The organism is Nostoc sp. DedSLP04, assembly GCF_034530775.1.
Taxonomy (GTDB): Bacteria; Cyanobacteriota; Cyanobacteriia; order Cyanobacteriales; family Nostocaceae; genus Nostoc.
In genome coordinates, this window is sequence record NZ_JAVRCL010000020.1 from 1 (window position 1) to 20,414 (window position 20,414).

General features: G+C 41.6%; 17 protein-coding genes and 2 pseudogenes. 8 read left to right on the plus strand and 11 right to left on the minus strand.

The features are described from left to right. Window positions 1–454 precede the first annotated feature (454 nt). On the plus strand, window positions 455–1,351 hold the full coding sequence (locus RMX89_RS13525; RefSeq protein WP_322689295.1) for a c-type heme family protein: 897 nt from the start codon (window positions 455–457) through the stop codon (window positions 1,349–1,351). Between the two features lie 45 nt (window positions 1,352–1,396). Here RMX89_RS13525 and RMX89_RS13530 read toward each other — a convergent pair whose 3' ends face one another. Both RMX89_RS13530 and RMX89_RS13535 read right to left on the minus strand, forming a co-directional pair. Further along, window positions 1,397–3,631, minus strand: a complete 2,235-nt coding sequence (locus RMX89_RS13530; protein ID WP_322689296.1) for a caspase domain-containing protein — start codon at window positions 3,629–3,631, stop codon at window positions 1,397–1,399. A gap of 860 nt (window positions 3,632–4,491) precedes the next feature. Next, a pseudogene (locus tag RMX89_RS13535) lies at window positions 4,492–4,577 on the minus strand (IS5/IS1182 family transposase); the annotation flags it as partial. A gap of 81 nt (window positions 4,578–4,658) precedes the next feature. On the opposite strand from RMX89_RS13535, the gene RMX89_RS13540 reads away from it, so the two are divergent. Both RMX89_RS13540 and RMX89_RS13545 read left to right on the plus strand, forming a co-directional pair. After that, a complete protein-coding gene (locus tag RMX89_RS13540) occupies window positions 4,659–5,864 on the plus strand; it encodes a sigma-70 family RNA polymerase sigma factor (RefSeq protein WP_322670144.1) in 1,206 nt (401 codons plus the stop codon). 7 nt (window positions 5,865–5,871) lie between these two features. After that, the gene (locus tag RMX89_RS13545; protein WP_322689297.1) at window positions 5,872–7,053 is read left to right on the plus strand and encodes a DUF1822 family protein; all 1,182 of its coding nucleotides are present in this window, start codon (window positions 5,872–5,874) and stop codon (window positions 7,051–7,053) included. Window positions 7,054–7,576: 523 nt separating this feature from the next. On the opposite strand, the gene RMX89_RS13550 is transcribed toward RMX89_RS13545, so the two are convergent. Then, window positions 7,577–8,098, minus strand: a complete 522-nt coding sequence (locus RMX89_RS13550; protein WP_322670146.1) for a phosphoribosyltransferase — start codon at window positions 8,096–8,098, stop codon at window positions 7,577–7,579. 76 nt (window positions 8,099–8,174) lie between these two features. Between RMX89_RS13550 and RMX89_RS13555 the strand changes: the two genes are divergently transcribed. Continuing rightward, on the plus strand, window positions 8,175–9,626 hold the full coding sequence (locus tag RMX89_RS13555; RefSeq protein ID WP_322689298.1) for an MFS transporter: 1,452 nt from the start codon (window positions 8,175–8,177) through the stop codon (window positions 9,624–9,626). Window positions 9,627–9,755: 129 nt separating this feature from the next. Here RMX89_RS13555 and RMX89_RS13560 read toward each other — a convergent pair whose 3' ends face one another. The 3 genes from RMX89_RS13560 to RMX89_RS13570 form a co-directional block, all read right to left on the minus strand. Next, complete coding sequence (locus tag RMX89_RS13560) at window positions 9,756–10,568, minus strand: pentapeptide repeat-containing protein (protein ID WP_322670148.1); 813 nt, start codon at window positions 10,566–10,568, stop codon at window positions 9,756–9,758. Between the two features lie 10 nt (window positions 10,569–10,578). Then, window positions 10,579–11,220: a hypothetical protein gene (locus RMX89_RS13565; protein WP_292856419.1), complete on the minus strand. Its 642-nt coding sequence runs from the start codon at window positions 11,218–11,220 to the stop codon at window positions 10,579–10,581. 591 nt (window positions 11,221–11,811) lie between these two features. Further along, the gene (locus RMX89_RS13570) at window positions 11,812–11,958 is read right to left on the minus strand and encodes a hypothetical protein (RefSeq protein ID WP_322689299.1); all 147 of its coding nucleotides are present in this window, start codon (window positions 11,956–11,958) and stop codon (window positions 11,812–11,814) included. A 320-nt stretch (window positions 11,959–12,278) separates the two neighbouring features. Between RMX89_RS13570 and RMX89_RS13575 the strand changes: the two are divergent. Together RMX89_RS13575 and RMX89_RS13580 are read left to right on the plus strand one after the other, a co-directional pair. Beyond that, window positions 12,279–12,523, plus strand: a pseudogene (locus tag RMX89_RS13575) (nitrogenase component 1); the annotation flags it as partial. Between the two features lie 53 nt (window positions 12,524–12,576). Beyond that, entirely contained in the window at window positions 12,577–13,830 is a 1,254-nt protein-coding gene (locus RMX89_RS13580) for a glycoside hydrolase family 10 protein (protein WP_322689352.1), read from the plus strand. A gap of 410 nt (window positions 13,831–14,240) precedes the next feature. On the opposite strand, the gene RMX89_RS34505 is transcribed toward RMX89_RS13580, so the two are convergent. From RMX89_RS34505 to RMX89_RS13595, 4 genes are all read right to left on the minus strand, one after another. Continuing rightward, window positions 14,241–14,432 (minus strand): DUF6888 family protein, encoded by a 192-nt coding sequence (locus RMX89_RS34505; protein WP_416211978.1) that lies wholly within the window; start codon window positions 14,430–14,432, stop codon window positions 14,241–14,243. Further along, a complete protein-coding gene (locus RMX89_RS13585) occupies window positions 14,432–15,913 on the minus strand; it encodes a site-2 protease family protein (RefSeq protein WP_322689300.1) in 1,482 nt (493 codons plus the stop codon). The genes RMX89_RS34505 and RMX89_RS13585 overlap by 1 nt, the downstream gene beginning before the upstream one ends. A 306-nt stretch (window positions 15,914–16,219) precedes the next feature. After that, the gene (locus RMX89_RS13590) at window positions 16,220–17,242 is read right to left on the minus strand and encodes a spore photoproduct lyase family protein (RefSeq protein WP_322670187.1); all 1,023 of its coding nucleotides are present in this window, start codon (window positions 17,240–17,242) and stop codon (window positions 16,220–16,222) included. Window positions 17,243–17,345: 103 nt separating this feature from the next. Next, window positions 17,346–17,702: a hypothetical protein gene (locus RMX89_RS13595; protein WP_322670153.1), complete on the minus strand. Its 357-nt coding sequence runs from the start codon at window positions 17,700–17,702 to the stop codon at window positions 17,346–17,348. Window positions 17,703–18,173: 471 nt separating this feature from the next. Between RMX89_RS13595 and RMX89_RS13600 the strand changes: the two genes are divergently transcribed. Both RMX89_RS13600 and RMX89_RS13605 read left to right on the plus strand, forming a co-directional pair. After that, entirely contained in the window at window positions 18,174–18,299 is a 126-nt protein-coding gene (locus RMX89_RS13600) for a hypothetical protein (protein WP_322670154.1), read from the plus strand. Between the two features lie 226 nt (window positions 18,300–18,525). Beyond that, window positions 18,526–18,906, plus strand: a complete 381-nt coding sequence (locus RMX89_RS13605; protein WP_322689301.1) for a hypothetical protein — start codon at window positions 18,526–18,528, stop codon at window positions 18,904–18,906. A gap of 521 nt (window positions 18,907–19,427) precedes the next feature. Here RMX89_RS13605 and RMX89_RS13610 read toward each other — a convergent pair. Further along, window positions 19,428–20,093, minus strand: a complete 666-nt coding sequence (locus tag RMX89_RS13610) for a 2OG-Fe(II) oxygenase (protein WP_322670156.1) — start codon at window positions 20,091–20,093, stop codon at window positions 19,428–19,430. Between the last annotated feature and the right edge of the window lie 321 nt (window positions 20,094–20,414).

Here is a 20,414-nt window from a genome sequence, read left to right on the forward strand (position 1 = left end):
TAATTCTATTTGATTCGCGTTCTCTCATATCGCTTTTAGTCTAAACTCCAGTCTATAGGACTCATATTTGATTTTTGAAAAAACTCAGTACACCTTTATTCTTTCTTCCCAGTCCCCAGTCCCCAGTCCCTACGATTAATTCAGAAATCAAATCGGATTGCTATAGTTTGGGAGTTATTGTTGTAGACAATCTCAAAATTGATATTAATAAGCGACAAGTCTATAAAGCAGGTGGGCGGATTCATCAACGGGTGTAGAGTACACCTGGTTTTCTCACAAAGCCAGAGAAAAGAAGAGTCAAAAACTGCCAAAATGTCTTTTATCTATCCTCAAAGAGTTGTTTTGATTATCTGTCTATTATTAAATATTTGTCTTTCCTAAGCTACATGAATCACTCGTTTAGGATTGCTATAGTTATAGTATATTACTAGAACCTTAAATACTAAAAATAGTTATGAAAATTGGAACAAAAGTCAATTTAATTGTAATAATAGCTTTTCTCGGTGGGATTTTAATTAGTGGTACTGCTTTATCGAGCGTTCTTGAACAAAAGGCAGAACAAGAGGTGTCTTCTCAAGCAATAATTGCCATGCAAATTGCAAATTCACTTAGAGAATATACCAATGACCGCGTACAACCATTATTGTTACCGAAAGTAGACACTCAAGAACAATTTATTCCAGAAGTTATTCCAACATTCTCTGTTAGAGAAACTTTTGAAATTTTACGTAAAACCCAAGGATTTAGCAATTTTATCTACAAAGATGCTGCGCCAAACCCCACAAATATGAGGGATATGGCGGACAAATTTGAAGCCGATATTATTAATAAATTTAATCAACAACCAGGGTTAAAAAGTCTATCCGGTTTCCGAAATGTATTTGAAAATAAATTATTTTATACCGCTCGACCTTTTAGAGTTGGCGAACAAAGTTGTCTGCGTTGCCATAGCGTTCCCGAAGTGGCTCCTCAAAGTCAATTAGTAACCTATGGAAAAGAACATGGGTTTGGGTGGAAGTTTAATCAAATTGTTGCCACTCAAATTGTTTATGTTCCGGCTGAGGAAATTTTTAAAACTGCTCAGTGGTCTTTTTATCTAATCTTAGGACTTTTAGGGATTATTTTTACAATCATCGTTATTATTATTAATTTCTTGTTAAAAAAGACAGTGTTACAGCGTCTTAAAAGAATGGCTAATGTGGCAGAAAAAGTGAGTATCGGTGATATGGATGCCAATTTTGGTAAACAAGACAAAGATGAAATAGGAGCGTTGGCGGACGCTTTTAACCGGATGAAGTATAGTTTAGAAATTGCTCTGAGTATGTTAAATAATAATACCAATACTAGATAGATATACTTTTCTGCCGCAAGCTGCTAGCGATAAATGTTCGCTAACTTATTTTAATTTACCAAGCATCCTATGTTCAAACTCTAAAGCCTTCTGCTTATTAGAAATTTTTGCTGCCAACTTGCTTACAAATTCTAGTACGGAAATTTGCGGTTCAGATTTCAAAATCTTTTGAGTTAAAAAATTAGCAATTGGTCCAACTGCATAGGCTAACTCGCGCTCACATTTACTGATAAATCTGGGATCAATGCCTGAAGAATTATCTGACGTGGTTTTAGATGCAACAGTAGATTGTTTTAAAATAGCTATTGCTTGCTGCTCAAAACTTTGTTGCTGTTCTGGTAACAAGTAAAAGGTTAATTGTTCTACTAATTCTTTAGAGTTAGTTACCTTTTTTAAAGTTCTTTTTAAAATGGTAAGCGCAATCGACCCTAATGATAGCTTCAGCAACTGTTCTAATTTAGAATACTGTTCTGAGTTTAGCTTGAAATTTAATTGAGGTTGTGTTTTTTCTAAATAATCAGCAGCAATAGGAGCAGCAACAGAGACGGGATGATTTGGAAATGGCTGGGAAGCAAATTCTAGTTTGGGTAAATTATTAACGTCTTTGGGGAGTAAATTTTCCTGATTTCCCTGTTTGTTTTCCTCGTTTAATGGTACTTCCTTTGCTTGTAAATCTTGAAAAACTATACCAATATTACCAGGTAAAATATCAATGACTGTTTGTGTAGCTAATAGCCAGACATCAAGTTCGACACCTTTTGCTGATAAATGCGTTTGTAATTGAGTAATCCATTTGGCAATTGATAACCCAACTTGCGGATTGGCTGCAATCAGTGTTTCTAGAAGTGTTTGAGAAAATAGTTCTGGCTCCTCTGCTGTGGAAGCACCGATAATTATACATTGTCCATGTTCCGTGCCGCTATGCAAATCTTCTATCCAGTTGTTTAGGGAAGTAGCCTCAGGACAATCCAGAATAATTATTTGTTGAGACTTTGCAGCGCGTCGTAACTCGTGTCTTAGCCAAGAACGACTTAGACGCATTCCATCGCCTAAAACTAACCAGGCTTCTCCATCTTCGATTTCCTCGATGTGCCCCCGTAAGTATAATAAGGAGGTTGGTGTATTTTTGATTGTTCCTAACTGCGAAACGGATTTAGTTGCTGATTCACTACTCCAATGTAGAAAGTTTTGGATTGTTGCTCGTATTTCTGACCAAGATTTGCCTTGCTGAGGAAAAAATTCTACCTCAAAGCCGCCAGCCCCAGCAAATAGCCGACTCAAGTCTATTGTAGTTTTCTTATTTGCAAGTCCATCGATTACCAGCGCCCGTCGCTGTTTGTGAGATTCAACCGTATCAGGTTTGAATCCAAGAATTAATTCTCCTACTCCTTCCACAATTCGTTTGGGTGTTTGCAGTGGATATTCTGGATGGAGTTTACTGTCCCCACGATCGAGCTTTTGCTGATTAATCAGACGCAGTTGCTGATTTAATTTATCAATATATTGCAGCGTCTGGCGATAAACATATTTGTAAAGACCGTCAGCTTCGATGACACCCTGTGAGTCAGCGGCTTCACCTAATAGCCCCTGCATTAAGTAGTAAGTAAATAAACCATGCCCTAGTTCTGGAAATTCCCAGGATTGTTGTCCTCGATCGCATGATAGTAAGGCACAAAATCCTTTACTTTGTGATGCACGTTGTTGTAACACCTTCATGAAGGTTGGGGCACAATTAAATAAATTATCAGAGATGTTTCCGTCTCTAGCACTACCAGCGTTTCCCCTTAATAACTTGAAGTCTCCACTATGACAGGTGTCTAAACAAACTATTTGCTGATTTGCCGCAGTACTCTCCAACATCTGTAATAATTCTTGCAAATCCAAGCCCGTATTCAGCAAGTCATCTTTGCGAGTATCTGCTAAACAAAGTACAGCCTGCTGAGTATTAGGCTCTAACATGCCATGTCCAGAAAAATATAGCAGAAGCGAATCCTCGGATCGAGTTTGCGAAACAATTTGTCGCAGGCTGCGACGAATTGTTTCCAAGGTCGGCGGTTGTGCCGCCAAATCATTATGAATAATTACTTCTTTATTAGGAAACCCCTGTGTAGCTTTTATTAGTGCTTCTTTTAACCCTTGGCAATCCACAGCTGGGTAACGCAAAGAAGGTAAGCCCGAATCTTGGTAATCGTTAACACCTACTAATAAAATCCAGAGCTTGGCTTTTCCTGTTTTTAGTGTATTATCTGAGTAACTAGAACCAACAGCTATTGGAGACATCTTTGCTAGTTTTATCCTAAAATTACTGTTTATAATTAACTTTTTTAAAGTTATACTAAACTCAAAATCTCCGAAAGGCGTTACTTGAAAAAATTACTTTACCTTTCATTTTTTATAGCAAGAATTTTGTAGTCACGTATTGAAACCCGCGTGCTGCTGGTGCGATCGCAAAATCTTGTATTTTTGATGCATAACAGCCTCAGCATTAAATATCAGCATACTGGATATTGACCACTACGGCATAGCCACAGGCATATCTATAAATATTTTATGTGCCTAATAAATCAGGAATTCGGCACATTGATGGTATCTTGAACAACAGCAATCCAGTTCCTGTTTAAGAGAATCTCCACGTAAAATGCGCCGATTCCCAACTGAAGGTCGCGATTCTATCCTAACGTGTACTCAGACAGATTGCCTTTAATCTGAATCTTGTCCAACTCGCTGGGTGCGAAAGCTTGAATAATCGCAAATTGGTTAGACGCAGTGTAGAAACTGCCAAGCACAAATATATCTTTACTACCTCCAACGATCAGTTTATCCTCTAAGAGGATGCTTGAAAAGTTTTTTAGAGGTAAAATATTATGCTAATAGCCTCATATAATGCGGATCATGGCAAGATAAATAAAAGTCTCCGATGTTTCGGGCAATAACTCGCGTATCTCTGATTAATCGCTGATATCCCATCAGCCGACCAAAAGTTTGTTCTGACTTTTCACGGTAAGTCTTCAAACACCGAAAAAGCGTGGCTTTTTCCACAAGATAATTATCAATAGCTCTGAGCTAATGATAATGGTTAACAGAAAAATCGGGGCTTGGAAACCCTCAAAATGACCTTTTCCACATACCGTGAAAAGTCAGAAAGTTTGTTCGACTACCCAACGTTTTCAAGCAAAACAAAGCCTTTGGCTTCTTCTGGTCGCAGAACCACCTGCACAATCCAACGGCAAAAGTTCATCACCCATTACATAAACCAGGACTTTTTAGTTGATAACTTAAGACTTATGCAAGAATGAGTAGTTATTTTATGCGTACTCGTAAAAGTATCAATGAATTATTTACAACTTTTTTACAATTAGATGCTGACAGAATAATTGGTTGGGCAATCGATCCTAAATTACGGCGAAATCTACTTAATTGTCAGGCAAGTCTATCGCAGCCAGAACATTCAGAGAATTTTTGGATATGTTATTGGTATAAATTGTGGCAAATTCAACCAGAAGGTCTGGCAAGAGAACATTTTTCGGCTTATTTACAAGAACCGTGTTATTGGGCGGCTTACAAAATAATTACTAATCTTTCTGCTACTCAATACACAGTATCTGACTGCTTTCAAATGGTCATAACTAGTGTAGATAAAATTTTAAAAGGATTTAAACCCAACATGGGTTTTAATTTGAATAATTATGCGAGTGCAATTTTCAGTAACGAGATTAAGGAAATACTGCGATCGCACAATGAAATTGATATTAGTACTAACTGGCGATTGTTACGGAAACTGACTCAAAAGCGTCTGGTGGAGTCTTTACAAAATGTTGGTCTGAGTGGAGAGACAATACAACGCTACGTATTAGCTTGGAAATGCTACCAAGCACTATATGCTCCACAGCACCCTACAGGTACTCGCCAACTGTCAAAGCCAGATGACTCTACATGGATTGCGATCGCCCAGCTTTACAATTCGGAACACCACACCCAACTTTCCCAACCAGGGATGGAGTGCAACCCGCAAACGATAGAAAAATGGCTGGTTGCTTGTGCCAAAGCAGTACGAGAATATTTTTACCCCAGTATGGCTTCTCTGAATGCGCCTAGAGGGAATGACGATTCTGGAGAGTATCAAGATATATTACCGCAACTGAAGCAGGACTCCTTAATGACGGAAATCATTGCTCAAGAAGAATTGCTTGAGAGACAGTCAATGCAATCTCAAATCAGCAATGTGTTAATTGCAGCGTTGGACAACCTGGATGAGGAGGCACAAAAGATAATAAAACTTTACTATAGCCAGAATTTGACTCAACAGCAGATTGCCCAACAGATGGGAATTAAGCAATATACCATTTCTCGTAAACTCGCCAAAGCAAAAGACTCGTTACTACTCAAGCTGGCAAACTGGAGTAAAGAGTCACTGCATATTTCTCTAAACTCACTCATACTTAACTATATCAACACCGTTTTAGAGGAATGGTTAAAAGCTTACTATAGTCTTTCCTCCTCTAAGTTGGAGTAGTATCAACATGATGTTTAATCCAGGCACAATCAATTTAATAAACTCTACACATTTGTGGTTAGAAATTCCTGAAACCGAGCGAACCAAACTTTGGCAGCAAAATCAAGCGTTTTCGACGAGTAATCGCCGTTGGATGGCATATCTCAACCGCTTGAGCTTGAATGCTTTTCTGCCTTGGCTACGATCGGAACATACTCCCAATGCTGCTGTTTTTCCTAATATTGCTGCTTTGCCCAGCGTTTGGGAAGTAGTCGATGGCGTAGCGATTTCCCTGGAAGAAAAACGGTTGGTATTAATTCCATCTGAAGCAGCAGATTTAAGCGAACTGCGCGTTCCTCAGGAGTGGGTGGATATTCCTACCTGGACAGCAGATTATTATCTAGCGGTACAAGTTAATTTGGAAGAGGGTTGTATACGGATTTGGGGATATACGACCCATACTCTACTGAAAAGTATGGGTAGTTACGATGCGAGCGATCGCGCTTATTGTTTGGATGGAGAGGATTTAATTTCTAACCTCAATATCTTGTGGATGGCAAGTCAATTATGTCCCGAAGAAGCGACCCATGCTGAAGAAACTGTACCACTGCCAGAATTAGCCCTCGCGCAAGCACACAACTTACTTCAACGTCTAGGAAATCCTAAAGTCATTTTACCACGGCTAGCAGTACCATTTTCAATTTGGGGAGCGCTCCTAGAACATGGAGGTTGGAGACAGCGATTGTATGAACAACGCCAGGGACAACAACAACAGTGGTCGATTAATCAATGGTTGCAAACTGGGGTGTCAGATTTTGCACAGAAATTTGGCTGGGCGAGTATTGAGCCACAGTCAAATTTTGCATTAGCTAGGAGTTCACAGCAACCATCAACATTGCCAATTTTAGTGCGGAAAGTCACCATTGCCGGACAACAATACAAATTGCGCGTACAGCCTAAAACTAATATTGAAGATAGAGTATGGCGCATTGAACTGCATAATGCAAGCAAAGGCGAGATGATTCCCAGTGGATTTAAATTGAGACTTTTGACAGAAGATTTACAACCATTTGATGGAAACCAAGTACAAGCAAAAACTGCTGTAGATAGGCTTTACATTGATGTAGCTCTGGGCGATCTTCAAGAAGGATTGGTTTGGGAGATAGAACCGACCCCAGAAAACTTTGAACACGAAATCTTACTTTTTTAACTCACCTTCCGCACCCCAACTGTCACACATCAACAAAAAGCGGACAGAGATAGTACACAGGAACTAAGTTCGATTCAAAATTTAACAGACTTAATGTCACTATGACTACATTGTGATTGGTGCCTGTTAGTCCGGTATGGCTAGAGAAACTCGGCTATGAAAAGCCCCAAGAGGAACAGGTACGCATGGATATAATATACTACGCGCATCTATCGCCGCAAACCAGGAAACCTCCAAGGCGATCTCTCGACAATCATCACACCTCTCCCTAACTGGCGCTGTGGAGTCATATTGCCTCAAGAAGGCGATCGCTGGCTCGTGAGCATTGCTAGTTATCTGGGCGATCGCTACTTAGTAAATTAACGTGAGTTCGACAAGCCCTTTTTTGACCTCTCCCCCAACCCCTCTTAGACACCCAGAGAAGAGCCAAAACCCTAATTTCTCGTTGCTCCTCCCTTTCCCCGTGGGAGAGGGAGGTTGTCCGGGAGAGGTTCATCGAACTCACGTTAAATTAGTCCAATAATCAACACAGTTGGCTTACCTTAGCCGCAAGTTCTGCGGGGTTCATCTGCTCGTAATGTTCAAAAGGTTGATGAATCCAGGGGTTATCAGGTAGATAATCAACATAATAATTGGGTGCTATAACTGAACAAGCTTTATACCAAAGAACGGCGGTGCGAATTTCTTCAATGGGAAAATCAGTATTTTGCTTGAGCCAAGGTATAGTTTGCTGGAGTGTTACCCCAGAATCTACTAAGTCATCCACTAGGAGAATGCGCGAACCTAACTTTTCCGCAGTCATTGTCAAGTGACGGGAGAAAATTAAATTACTTCTTTCTTGCTTACCAGTGCCATTGTAATAAGATGAGGTTGCTAAAATTGCTAGCGGCTGCTGGTATATACGGGAAAGAATATCTCCGACTCTTAGTCCTCCTCTGGCAAGACAGATAATCTGGTTAAATTCCCAACCGGATTCATAAATCTGAATAGCCAGTTGTTCAATTTTTTGGTGATAATCTGACCAAGAAACATAAAGGTCTGGCATAAGTCTAACGGGAGTGGTAGATGGCAGTATTGAAGGCGATTGCAGACTTTTTATTTTAGTATGAGTGCAAAGTTTTATGAATAATTCTGCTGCTGATGGCGATGCCAAACGAGATCCTCTCAGTGAAAAACTCGACTTAAAAACAAAGTTGGCTTACGGTGCAGGAGATTTAGGCCCAGCAATTACTGCAAATATCTCCGTCTTTTTTCTGCTGGTTTTCTTCACGAATGTTGCTGGTATCCCTGCGGGTTTAGCTGGCAGTATTTTGATGATTGGCAAAATCTGGGATGGCATAAACGATCCGTTTGTCGGGTTCCTGACTGATAAAACGAAATCTCGGCGTTGGGGTCGTCGTCTTCCTTGGATGTTTTATGGGGCTATTCCCTTTGGAGTTTTCTTCTTCTTGCAGTGGATTGTACCGCGATTTAGTGCAAATCAGAGTGATAATATTTGGCCATTATTTTGGTATTACGTAGCGATTGGGGTGATATCTCAGGCGTTTTACACAGTTGTGAATTTGCCCTATACGGCGATGACTCCAGAACTGACTCAAGATTACGACGAACGCACCAGCCTTAACAGCTATCGCTTTACATTTTCTATTGGTGGCAGCATTTTATCGTTGATTTTAACGCAAATTGTTTTTTCTCAAATTAGCGATCGCCAACAACAATATCTTGTTTTAGCAGCCATTTGTACGGTAATTTCGATTTTAGGATTATATTGGTGCGTTTTTGGAGTCCGCGATCGCATTTTGGCTTTTGAAGCTAAACGCAGCCAAACCGAGGAACCTGCATCTCTCCCCTTCTTTGAACAGCTACAAATTGTCTTTAGTAACCGACCTTTTTTATTTGTTATTGGTATATATCTTTGCTCTTGGCTAGGCGTACAGGTAACAGCCAGCATTATTCCCTATTTTGTAGTCAATTGTATGGGTCTTAAAGAATCAGACGTGCCCACAGTGATGATTGCAGTCCAAGGAACTGCTTTGGTGATGCTATTTGTCTGGGGAGCGTTGAGTAAAAAAATCGGCAAAAAAGTTGTTTATTTTCTGGGAATGAGTTTGTGGATTATAGCAGCCGCCGGACTATTTTTCTTACAGCCTGGTCAAATAGTTTTGATGTATGTGATGGCTGTGATGGCAGGTATTGGTGTATCAACAGCTTATCTAATTCCCTGGTCAATGATTCCAGATGTGATTGAATTAGATGAACTGCAAACCGGACAACGCAGAGAAGGCATTTTTTATGGCTTCATGGTTTTGCTGCAAAAATTTGGTTTAGCTTTGGGACTATTTTTAGTGGGAAATGCTTTGCAAGTAGCTGGTTTCAAAGAATCTGTAGCCGGAAGTCCATTACCCATCCAACCGGAATCAGCACTGTTTGCTATTCGCGTTGCTGTTGGCCCCATACCGACAGTTTGTTTGATTTTTGGCTTAATTTTAACGTATTTTTACCCAATTACCCGCGAGATGCACGCCCAAATTATGCTGAAACTCAAAGAAAGGCAAGAGAACAGGGGGAGTTAAAGAGCGGGGAAGGGAGTAGGGGGCAGGAGGCAGGGGAAGAATTTTGAATTTTGAATTTTGAATTTTGAATTTTTAACTTTTGACTAATGACTAATACCTATTAACCTTTTCCCCAAACCCAACTCTGAGTTAAAAATGCACAAAACGAGTGATATTAGGCATAATTGTTTCTTGAAGATTTACGCCGCTGAGGTTAGCTCCCCGAATGTCGGCTCCTCTAAGGTTAGTTCCTCTAAGATTCGCTCCTGCCAAATTCGCATCTCTAAGGTTAGTCCAACTCAAATCAGCTTGACTCAAATCAGCTTCACTTAGGTTAGCCCGCAACAAGTATGCACCACTGAGGTGAGCCTTGGTCAGATTAGCTTTGTATAAGTCAGCTTTGTAAAGATAAGCCCCTAAAACATCTGCTTGGTACAAACTCGCTTCACTGAGGTCAGCTGCAATCAAATTAGCTTCAATCAGGTTGGCAAAAGTGAGGTTAGCCCGAATCAACTTCGCTGCACCTAAATCGGCATCTCTCAAGTTAGCGCTTTTTAAGTCAGTGCCAATTAGATTAGCAGATGCGATCGCAGCACCTCTAAGATCCACCCCGCTTAAGTCAGCTCCAATCAAATTGGCATGACTCAAATCTGCCTGCGTAAGTATAGCGCCACTCAAGTTAGCAACACTGAAGTTAGCCGCACTCAGGTTAGCTTCATTCAAGAAGGCTTTATAAAGGTTGGCACTACTGAGGTCAGCACCACTGAGGTTTGCCCGCACAAGTAAAGCATTACCCAAATCAACTCTTCTCAAGTTTACCCCTTGGAGGTTTGCACCTCTGAGGTTATCGCCTTGCAAATTCGCAGCGCTCAGGTCTGGTTCAATCTGGGGATTTTTCTTTCTCCACTCAATCCATTTAACTGCACCTGCTTTGAGTAAAGTTAGATGCTCTCGATTTGCCATTTTCTCTCCTTTACTCCTGACGCCCACCCAGAGAATTTACCCGACCAGCGACACTTTCAATAGCCGTTAATGCTCCCGCTGCTCCTGCTAGGATATCCTGTTCTTGTCCACCTAAGTAAAGCCGTCCAAAACTACCTACAGCTTGAACTTCTAAAATGTTAATCCTCGCTGCTTTTTCCGCTTCATTGGCAGCTAGTGCGGCGTAAGCAGCAGGCTCCACTTCTAATACATACAGCGTTTGACCTGCTAGTAGTAGCTGTCCTCGGCGCGTGCGATTAATCAGTTGGGTTTGATAAGCATCGATGTTGCGGATAATCTGACTAGAAATAACCCGCGGTTTCAGACATTCCTCTCTTCGGACTCCCAGTGCCGCCAAAATAGCTTGACCAGCAGCTCTGGTTTCGCCTTGAGAGCTAGAATGAACTTCCAATAGTCCATATAGTCGTTCCACTACCTGTACTCCCGGACGGACAGAGGCAGATTTCAGGGCGATATCCGTAATTTTATTAATTTCGATACCAGGAGATATTTCAATCCACAGTGATGTATCTCCTGGTAATGGTAAGAAGCCTTGGGCTACTGTTCCCATATATGCTGCATGTTGAGGTTGCAGGCTGTCGAGAAATACGAAACTGCGTAATTCTATGCCCAAGATTTTGCTCTCCAGTGGTGAGGGTAAAAGTTATCTATATGCGAGATATAAGTGCCTAACTTGACAATATAGGGTATAAAAAAGCGCAAAATCTGTTAAACGGATCTACACCCGTATGTCAAATGGCAATTATAGAAGCTAATGCTTATTTAAAAGACCATTGTCGTCTTGGGATAAAATCTACTTTGAACGGACGACATAATTTTTGTTTAACACGGCTGCTTTGTAAACATCTTGACCCTTTTACATTACCCCAGTTTTACCCCAAATATTTCCCCAACATCTCCCAACTGGAATCGCAAGGGATTTAGATACCAATAAATAGACATCTTGCAAAAGTAACAAATGCCAAGATGTTGGGGAAAGGGACTCATGTTAAAGGGTAAGGGAAAACTCCATACCTTTACCCTTTACCCGTAACCCCATTCCCCACAAGTATTTTCACAAACGCCCGTAAGTTCCTTTCTTTATCCTCTCAATCAGGTAAATAAGCAGATACAAAGCCCTTAAAGGCTTTGCTGTGATTTGATATTTTGGCGCGATCGCCAATGTTCGGCAAAAGGGGCGATCGCGATTTTTCTGGTATATCTATCAAGTACTGGGCAAGTCTCCTTCTGGTAAGACATTATCTATGCTGAGTACCCACGGTATGCCTTTGTCAATTGGAGAACTGAGAGTAATTTTAGCTCTATTGGCAAACTGTTTTAAGCGATCGGCAAATTGGGGAACAGTTTTCATGATATTGCGATAACTTTCCATGCTATTACAAATCAGGATCGACGTCAAAACGCCACTATTGATTTGGAAATACCAATGACAACTCGATAACAAAATCCGTGTCATGCGATCGCTTGGAGTTGAGATTCACGCAGCAGTGACAACAACACGCTTTCCTTTGCTCGAAAAACTGCCGATCGAGAGCGTTATATCATGTCCGCTTGATTGCTTATTAAACCCGAAGAACCCCACCCCGCCAAAGCTATGCTTTGTCTCCCCTCCCCGCCTGCGGGGAGGGGTTGGGGGTGGGGTTCTTTTATTATGGGTAATTTGGCGGACATGATATTACTATCGGCGATTTGGAAGACTTTGAGCAATTGGCGGTTGGTCTGATTTACTCATTACCAACTCTCATGGACTAGCGATCGCTCAACGCTTAAAAATTCCTCTCTATCGTCAAGGGATTCCCATTTTTGACCGCTTAGATGGTGGTGAGTTCTGCAAAGTTGGCTATCGAGGTACTATGCAACTTTTATTTGATATTGGCAATCTGTTTTTAGAGCAGGAAACAAAGGTTAAGCATTAATATTATTTATCATGCCAATGTTTCCTTCACTGACACAGACATTTTAAATCATGATGAAAAGGTTTGTAGAGTGGTGTGTTGAGTTTTCCTCTTGGTGGAATATTCGCCAGAGTAGAAAGTCTCTTTTGTTTATCGTTATGCTTACCTTGAGTGCGATCGCGACACTGATTTTGTCGTTTCCTTTGAACGCTCAAATAAATCTGCCGTCAACGCCAAAAGCTGAGTTAAGGGGAGTGTGGTTAACAAATATTGATAGTGATGTGTTATTTGAGCGCGATCGGCTCAAAGGATCTTTGCAACGCCTTGATGAACTCAATTTTAACACCATATATCCGGCGGTTTGGAATTGGGGATATACATTGTATCCTAGCAAAGTTGCCCAAAAAGTTATCGGGCGATCGCTCGATCCCACACCCGGACTCAAAGGGCGAGATATCCTCAAAGAAATTGTCGATGTGGGACATCAAAAAGGCTTAACAGTGATTCCCTGGTTTGAATTTGGCTTTATGGCACCAGCGGATTCTCTATTAGCTAAAAATCGTCCCCAATGGCTCACCAGTCGCAGCGATGGGACTCGGATTGTCAAAGAAGGGATACATAATCGCGTTTGGCTAAATCCCTTTCGCCCAGAAGTACAACAATTTATTCAAGATTTAATCGTTGAAATTGTTAGAAACTACAATATCGATGGTATTCAATTTGATGACCATTTTGGTTTACCATCAGAATTAGGATACGATGCTTATACAGTAGCACTTTACAAAAAAGAACACGGTGGTAAAGCTCCCTCCAAAAACTTCAAAGATCCAGAATGGATACGCTGGAGAGCTAATAAAATCACCGAGTTTATGAAGCGGGTATTTACAGCTATCAAAGCTACTAAAAAAAATTGCCTGGTTTCCGTTGCTCCTAATCCTCAGCGTCTTTCCTACGATTTCTTTTTAGCAGACTGGCAGAAGTGGGAACGGCTAGGAATCGTCGAAGACTTAGTTTTGCAGATATATCGTGATGACTTGAATGTTTTTATCAGCGAATTAGAGTATCCAGAAGTGAAAGCAGCCAAGAGTCATATTCCAGTGAGTGTAGGCATTTTGGCTGGGTTGAAAAACCGATCTATACCAATGCAGCAGATTCAAACACAAGTGCAAAAAGTACGCGATCGCAATTTTGCTGGAGTTTCTTTCTTTTTCTATGAAACCCTCTGGAATATGAGCAAAGAAAAGCCGCAAGACCGTCAAACTGGCTTCCAGAAAATTTTTCCCACACCAACAGCTTACCCGAATTTGCTAGCAGGTTGGAAACCATAAAGTTAACTAATTCGTAATTCGTAATTCGTAATTCGTAATTTTTGAGTTTAATTCCCCTTCTCTACGAGACGCTACGCGAACGTCTATAGCGGTTCTCGCTTGGGTGCAGTACAGTTTTTACCTCACTTCCATTCCTGTCTCCTTTTAGGCTACCGTGTATACACAAGTCGAATCACCCCCCTTGTCAAGGGGGGAAACCGGAAAATCTAGTTCCTTCCCCAATACATACGGGGAGGTTAGGGTGGGGTAATTCGAGGACTAGTAGCGATTCGATAATTTGTGTATACACCATAGCTTGTCAAGGGCGGAAATAAATATCCGGTTCTCCCCCAATGCATCGGGGGAGTTAGAGGGGGTGAGAAGGACTTGTGTATACACCGTAGCTCCTTTTAGGAGAGAGGCTTTGAATCTTACTCCCCAACGCTAGAAGGGAAGGGGCTGTTCTTGTTAGGTCTGTATTCCATGCAATTGGGAACCGCTATATAAACATTTCTGGTGCGCTCGTCTAATCTTACAAGGTCTATTCCTTTATAAACTCTGGTAAGTTGAGCGCACACCCGAATTGCGGATATTGCTTGTTTGGGTGTAGGCTCCACAAACACTATCCTATTCCTAAACGCCCAGCCAGGCCAGGAGTAAGAGGTAGAAGCGTGGTAATCATCAAGAAGAGAGCCAAAAGCCCCAAAGCGGCTCTAGCATCATCGGGTTCAGTGACTTCATTCAAGCTAGGGCGTTCTTGATCCCGTTGCAAAAAGAAAATGACGATCGCCCAGTACATGGCAAGAGTATTACCGAGAGACACTAGCGCTAGTAAAATTAAAGTTGCGATCGTTGCTCGTCCTGCGGTTTTGCGTCCATAAATCGCCTGAATAATTCGCCCACCATCTAGTTGTCCTGCTGGCATCAAATTCAAAGCGTTAATTACTAACCCCAGCCAACCAATCACTACTAGGGGATGAACGCTTACCAAGGATGACTGCAACGCCGAACCAAGGACAACTCGCGCCAAGCTTCCCACCAAAATCGACCCTTGGAAAAACTGATTTGGCAATTGAAATAAACTACCTGGATGAGAAAGCAGCAAGCCTGTCACCAGCATTAACAAAGAGACAATACCACCTACGGCTGGCCCTGCCAAAGCGATATCAAATAATACCTTGCGGTTGGGCAACAGAGACTCAAAGCGGGTAATTGCACCAAAGGAGCCAATTTGCACTGCGGGGAGAAAAAAGGGCCAGCTAAGGCGAATTTGGTGACGCTGGGCAAGTAACCAATGACCAATTTCGTGAGCTAGTAAAATCGAAAAGATTCCCGCGCCTATGGGCAAAGCTTCTTGAAACCGCCCTGGATTGCCAAAAAAATCAAAATTCAGTAGTAATCCCGCAGCTTCTAAACTTGTGGCAATGGTCGCTATCAACAGAACACCTGCAAAAGCTTTTTGCGATAACAACATCGGCCGGGGATCGTTGCGGCTCGGTAGGACAATTACCACAGGTCTACCGTCTGTATTTTCCACTAAAAACAGACGATATTTATCGCCAAGGCGTTGTTGTAAACTTGCAGTTAGACGGTTGTGAGTCTCTTCTGGTTCTCCCCGTAGATTGCCTTTAAAAATGGCTCCATCTTGGTAGGCGATCGTTTCTGTAGCAAAAAATGTATCGATACCGAAAATACCTTTAACTGCATTTAAGTCTTCTTCTGGTATCGGTGGGATCTCCGGTTTCAGTTCTGCTACTTTTGGTTGTGGGGAATTTGCTTCAAGTGAGGAAGCAGCAGCGAGTCTTTCTGTAGCACGTTGCTTGAGGATGGTATCTTGCCCAGCTTGGCGTAACTGTCTGCCCAAATAGACGTACAATCCGGCGGAAGTCACCACTAAGAACAATATACCCGCTATATTAATGTAAATCCCTGCGGCAAACAATCCAAAAAACAGCAGCCAGGGAGTCATCAACACCACCGACTGTAACCAGGCTAAGATTCCCAGTTTACCAAAAGGTCTGGCGCGATAAAAGCCCCAGCCCAAAATGCCTAAAGCTACCAGTAGGATTGCCGCCAGGATAGAAGTTTCTGATAAAGTAAACATCTCCAAACCTTTGCTATTGAGACTAAGCCAGAACAAGTCCGGTATTGCAGATACACTTAATAATGTATAACGCCGCCTGTAATCTGCCCAAATTATCCCGCTTTGCGTGGGCGTAGCCAAACCCAGGCAACGGGTAAAAAAGTTTGTAGTCAGGACTTTAGTCCTAGATTTTTAAGCACGCTTTGTGCTTACTACAAACCCATCAAAATTAATGGGACAGACCACAAAGAGCGATCGCTATATGATGCGATCGCTCTCTCGTCCAATAATTAATTTGCTTAAACTTTATATGAGCGAAGTATTCTTCTAAGTCCAATAAAGAATTTCAGCATTTGGAAAGCGCCTACTAATCTCACTCTCAAAAAAGCTACGCAACGCCTTCATTGTGTCTTTCTCATAAACGTACTTCGTCCCACCAAACTTATTACGCTTGACACTGCGTTTTGCCTCATCCATCTCTAATTTTGATTGCGGATACCAAGTTTGTAACACTTCTTTTGACCCAGGTGTGAACCGATGCGAGATTAACTCAAAGGTAAGGTTACAGTCAAAATCCAGTGCCTCGTTTATCTGCTCAAACAAACGACTATAGTGCATTTGCCAATCGTCTATCGGCATAATTGGCGCAATAACCAAGCCTACTGGATAACCGCCACCGCCACGCTCTTGTGGTAGCGCCAACCGTCGCAATGCATTCAGTCTGGATGCTACGGATGCCGTGCCACCTTCAAACTTACCAGAAATCGGTGCGGCATTAACGCTCATCCGACAGCGAGTATGCCCATTGTGTGGTAAATCGAGTAATCCATCCACAGCATCAAACTTCGATACCCAACGTAGATGTGCATTAGGACGAGTGCCAAAGTAACGGATACATTCAGCAAGACTTCCAGTTAAATGCTCAATACCCAATGGGTCTGTATAACAGCTAACTTCAAAACTTGTGGTTTTCCCCTGTTGTTCGTAGTTAGCTAAATTCTTTAATATCTGCGGTAAGTTAGCAAAAACGCGGATGACAGGTGGCCCCGACAAGCTACCCGCTAGGTAGCAGTATTGACAATGAGCCGGACAACCCTCGGCAAGGTGAAACTGCCAATCCGCAGAAGGTGGGATCGGACTCAGTTTAAAAGAACTGGGTGGTGCAGTAACCACCGCTAAGGTACGCTTGGCGATGTTATAAGTATCCCGCTCAGATTCACCACGCAGTCCCTTCAGGCGGTTCTGTGATAGTTCTTCTATTGGTAAGTTGAGTGACTGCACACGTTTAAGAATCTGCTGCCCCCAATCCTCATCTAGGGCAGCAGGTGTAAACAGTACCCGTTCAGGTATCCACAACTTTGGCGATCTTGTTTGTGTATCTGATACTGAAACTTGGTCTGTAATGGTATTCAGCAATATCTTTCTCCGTTATTTAGTTTGCTGATTTCTGCAATTAATTTTCCAGGACTTGCTTAATTCGTCGCTCTAACAAATCAAGATCCAAACTGCCTTCATCACGGTTAATTCGGCGCACAGTCGAATTAACATTAGCTAAATTAACCAATAAATCTTGAAGAATTTCCTGCTGTTGACGGGCTTGAGTAATTTCGCGTGGTTCTTGTACTAAATCACGCACGATGGTATCTTCAGCGCGAGAGGCGATAATTGGATCGTTTTGCCCTTGAACGTGAACAAAGGTTCGTCGCCCAGGCCCTCGTTCTTCTTCTATTGGTATAACTGCTGTTACTTGGTCAGAACGCACATATTTGCCAAATCCCAAATGAACTAGTTCTGATGAGAGTATTTTCATATAATTGAAGCGTTATTTTTATGTCTTACTTATATTGTAAAATATAGGGAAGTGACTTAAAGCCATAGACCATACGGGTTATACCCAATTCACTGTAGTAGTTTCCTTTCCCAATTGCTGCTTGATATCTCTATTTCAATTACACTATTCCTACCAGCTTTCGGACTTGTTCTGGGGTTTCACTGGCAGGATATTTATCTTGCTCTGATTTAATATCCTTATCTGCGATCGCGTCCACTTAGGCAAATGCCAGAACTGACAACAGCTAAATCAGTTTTAGCGATCGCACTACTATGGCGAACACCATCAGCAGTTGTCCAATCGACTGTCCAGTAATCGCTGCGATCGTGGAATTGATTTAAGGTACCGCTACAACCGTTGCTGTTTTTTCATCCACAGCCTGAAAGATGCCCCAACCTTCAAATGTTACTAAGCTTTGGGCTGAAGGTGTAAACCATTCCGGCTACCCGTGTGCAAACTCGTCCACCTTTGACGCAGGGCGCGAGAAATTGGGTGGTATGTAATTGTGCTTCTGCGATCGCAATTTGGTTAATTAGCTTACGGATGTCATATCATGTCCGCTTGATTGCTTATTAAACCCGAAGAACCCCACCCCACCAAAGCTACGCCTTGTCTCCCCTCCCGAAAAGCGGGGAGGGGTTGGGGGTGGGGTGTAATGACTGTGGTTAGCATAACTAATTATGCGGACATGATATCAGTCATCATTATCTCTATTTACGCATAATTACTCAAGATATTCTCAGTATCAAAGTATATAAAAAACCATAATTGTCGGACAGTAAACCCAAAAAATAGAAAAATAATGACTACCCAAATACAACAAATATCAGAGTCCCGAAAAAAGTTAGCATCTGCTTACCGTGCAGTTTACGCAATTGGAGTTTTGAGTATTTTTCTAAGCATAATATTCTTTGTTGGTGGTAGTCGATTGCCCGATCATCTAATATTGGTTTTTTGTTCTTTATTTATTGGTTTACTCTATTTAGTTCTAGGTTTTTTTGTACAACGTAAATCAAAAATTGCACTAGGTATTGCAGTAGGATTGATGTCGCTAAATGTGTTAACAGGCATTTTCAATATGATTCAAACTGGTAAACCGTTTGGCTTGATTGTTCCTATGATATTTTTAGGTCAGACTATAGGAGGATTTAAAGCTATAGAAGTATTAAAGTCAAAAACTTGAAGTTAATTTTAATTTTGTTAATCAATATCCTCCTACTTAGAAAGTAGTACAATTCCTGCGTGCAAGTTGGTGGAGCATTGCGTGTTCTCAGTTACTAAAGGGACTCCGCTGGTGAGTTTTTACACACTCTTTTAAGGATGGCTACTTTTAAGCCTACCTTCCAGGTTCTTCGTACTCCCCGTTCACACACGCCCACTGTATTTGACAGTGTACCGTTCCTCTCGTACTAGTATGTAGGCTCCAAGAGTTGGGGCACGCAGGATATTAATATAATACAATATACTACATAAAATTGGAAGAGATGAAAAGAGAGATTTTACAGCAGTGCGATCGCGATCATCAGCTCAGAAACGTTTGCTGAAAACCTTATTATTTCGTCAAATTACAAAAGTTTTCAATCTACTGAATGTAAGTTAATCGTTTTATTTCTAAACTAACTAACCTCACTAGGCGTTTCCGTATTCGCCAACAGCGTCACATCATTTGCGAACCAATCTCCCCTTTTCACATCCCGTGAAAAGTCAAGCCGGAACAGGTTGCATTTGGCTCTCTGCCTCCCTGACATTGCGGTTGTACTCCTCAATCAACTGAGCTTCTTTTTCACTAAAGAAAAATGACACAAGCGCAAAGCGTCGTCCTTTTGTAATGTCTGTAACCTCATGGAGTAGCGAACTCGAAAATATTGCTGCACAGCCTGTTTCTGGCTGGTATAAATCTGTCCCGTACTCTGGAAACCTTAGATATCCCCCTTCATATTCCCCTGCATTCAGGTTAATGGTCATAGAAAGGCGACGGTAAGCAGTATTCTCTGTACAATTGTCACGATGTAAACCCAGGTATCCACCATTACTTGCCTCGTAGCCAAAAATACTAAAACCCTCAAATCGAGTAACTTGAAAGTGAAACGCTTTCTGAATTTCAGGGCGAACCCGATTCCGAATGAAATGCTTAAGGCGCTCTAGTGTCTCTCCTTCTTTAAGACAATGGTTTCGTCGAACAGCTTGTTTATAGTCAATACGTTCACTCCATTTTCCGTTCTCTTTAATTAGGTGAGTAGTATCTTGATTTCCTTCAGTTTCCCAAATGTGAATAAGGTGTTTACAAAAATCAACATCTAAAACGTTTGGGATGAAAAGAACTGGTGCCTGCATTGTGATTTTACGGGGGCAGTCTGTAGATTGGGTCATAACTTTACTAATTCTTATTCCAAGAAAAATGTGAGCATTCAGAGTTTAGCGGTTAGCTATCTAAAAGATGAAATGGGTATGCTTTGTATCGACGCTGAGGGGTTGTTGGGCTTAACCTTTTTCGTAAGATATGTTAAGTACTAATGTTGATATGTGGGCGAACCTTGTGTTCGCCCTGAACGAGTGTAAAAGGCCCCCTTACTACAACAAAAAAGTTAGTTTTAATTTCATGTAGATTGAGGCTCAATTAAGGGGAACGGTAGAACCATTCTCATCAGTGTTATAGTACAGAACCTACACCAAGTTTTGCTATCCCTAAGT

Bases quoted from the DNA above. Each gene is read 5' to 3' on its own strand.
- RMX89_RS13525 (WP_322689295.1), top strand. From the start codon at position 455: ATGAAAATTGGAACAAAAGTCAATTTAATTGTAATAATAGCTTTTCTC.
- RMX89_RS13530 (WP_322689296.1), bottom strand. From the start codon at position 3,631: ATGTCTCCAATAGCTGTTGGTTCTAGTTACTCAGATAATACACTAAAA.
- RMX89_RS13540 (WP_322670144.1), top strand. From the start codon at position 4,659: ATGCGTACTCGTAAAAGTATCAATGAATTATTTACAACTTTTTTACAA.
- RMX89_RS13545 (WP_322689297.1), top strand. From the start codon at position 5,872: ATGATGTTTAATCCAGGCACAATCAATTTAATAAACTCTACACATTTG.
- RMX89_RS13550 (WP_322670146.1), bottom strand. From the start codon at position 8,098: ATGCCAGACCTTTATGTTTCTTGGTCAGATTATCACCAAAAAATTGAA.
- RMX89_RS13555 (WP_322689298.1), top strand. From the start codon at position 8,175: ATGAATAATTCTGCTGCTGATGGCGATGCCAAACGAGATCCTCTCAGT.
- RMX89_RS13560 (WP_322670148.1), bottom strand. From the start codon at position 10,568: ATGGCAAATCGAGAGCATCTAACTTTACTCAAAGCAGGTGCAGTTAAA.
- RMX89_RS13570 (WP_322689299.1), bottom strand. From the start codon at position 11,958: ATGAAAACTGTTCCCCAATTTGCCGATCGCTTAAAACAGTTTGCCAAT.
- RMX89_RS13580 (WP_322689352.1), top strand. From the start codon at position 12,577: ATGAAAAGGTTTGTAGAGTGGTGTGTTGAGTTTTCCTCTTGGTGGAAT.
- RMX89_RS13585 (WP_322689300.1), bottom strand. From the start codon at position 15,913: ATGTTTACTTTATCAGAAACTTCTATCCTGGCGGCAATCCTACTGGTA.
- RMX89_RS13595 (WP_322670153.1), bottom strand. From the start codon at position 17,702: ATGAAAATACTCTCATCAGAACTAGTTCATTTGGGATTTGGCAAATAT.
- RMX89_RS13605 (WP_322689301.1), top strand. From the start codon at position 18,526: ATGACTACCCAAATACAACAAATATCAGAGTCCCGAAAAAAGTTAGCA.
- RMX89_RS13610 (WP_322670156.1), bottom strand. From the start codon at position 20,093: ATGACCCAATCTACAGACTGCCCCCGTAAAATCACAATGCAGGCACCA.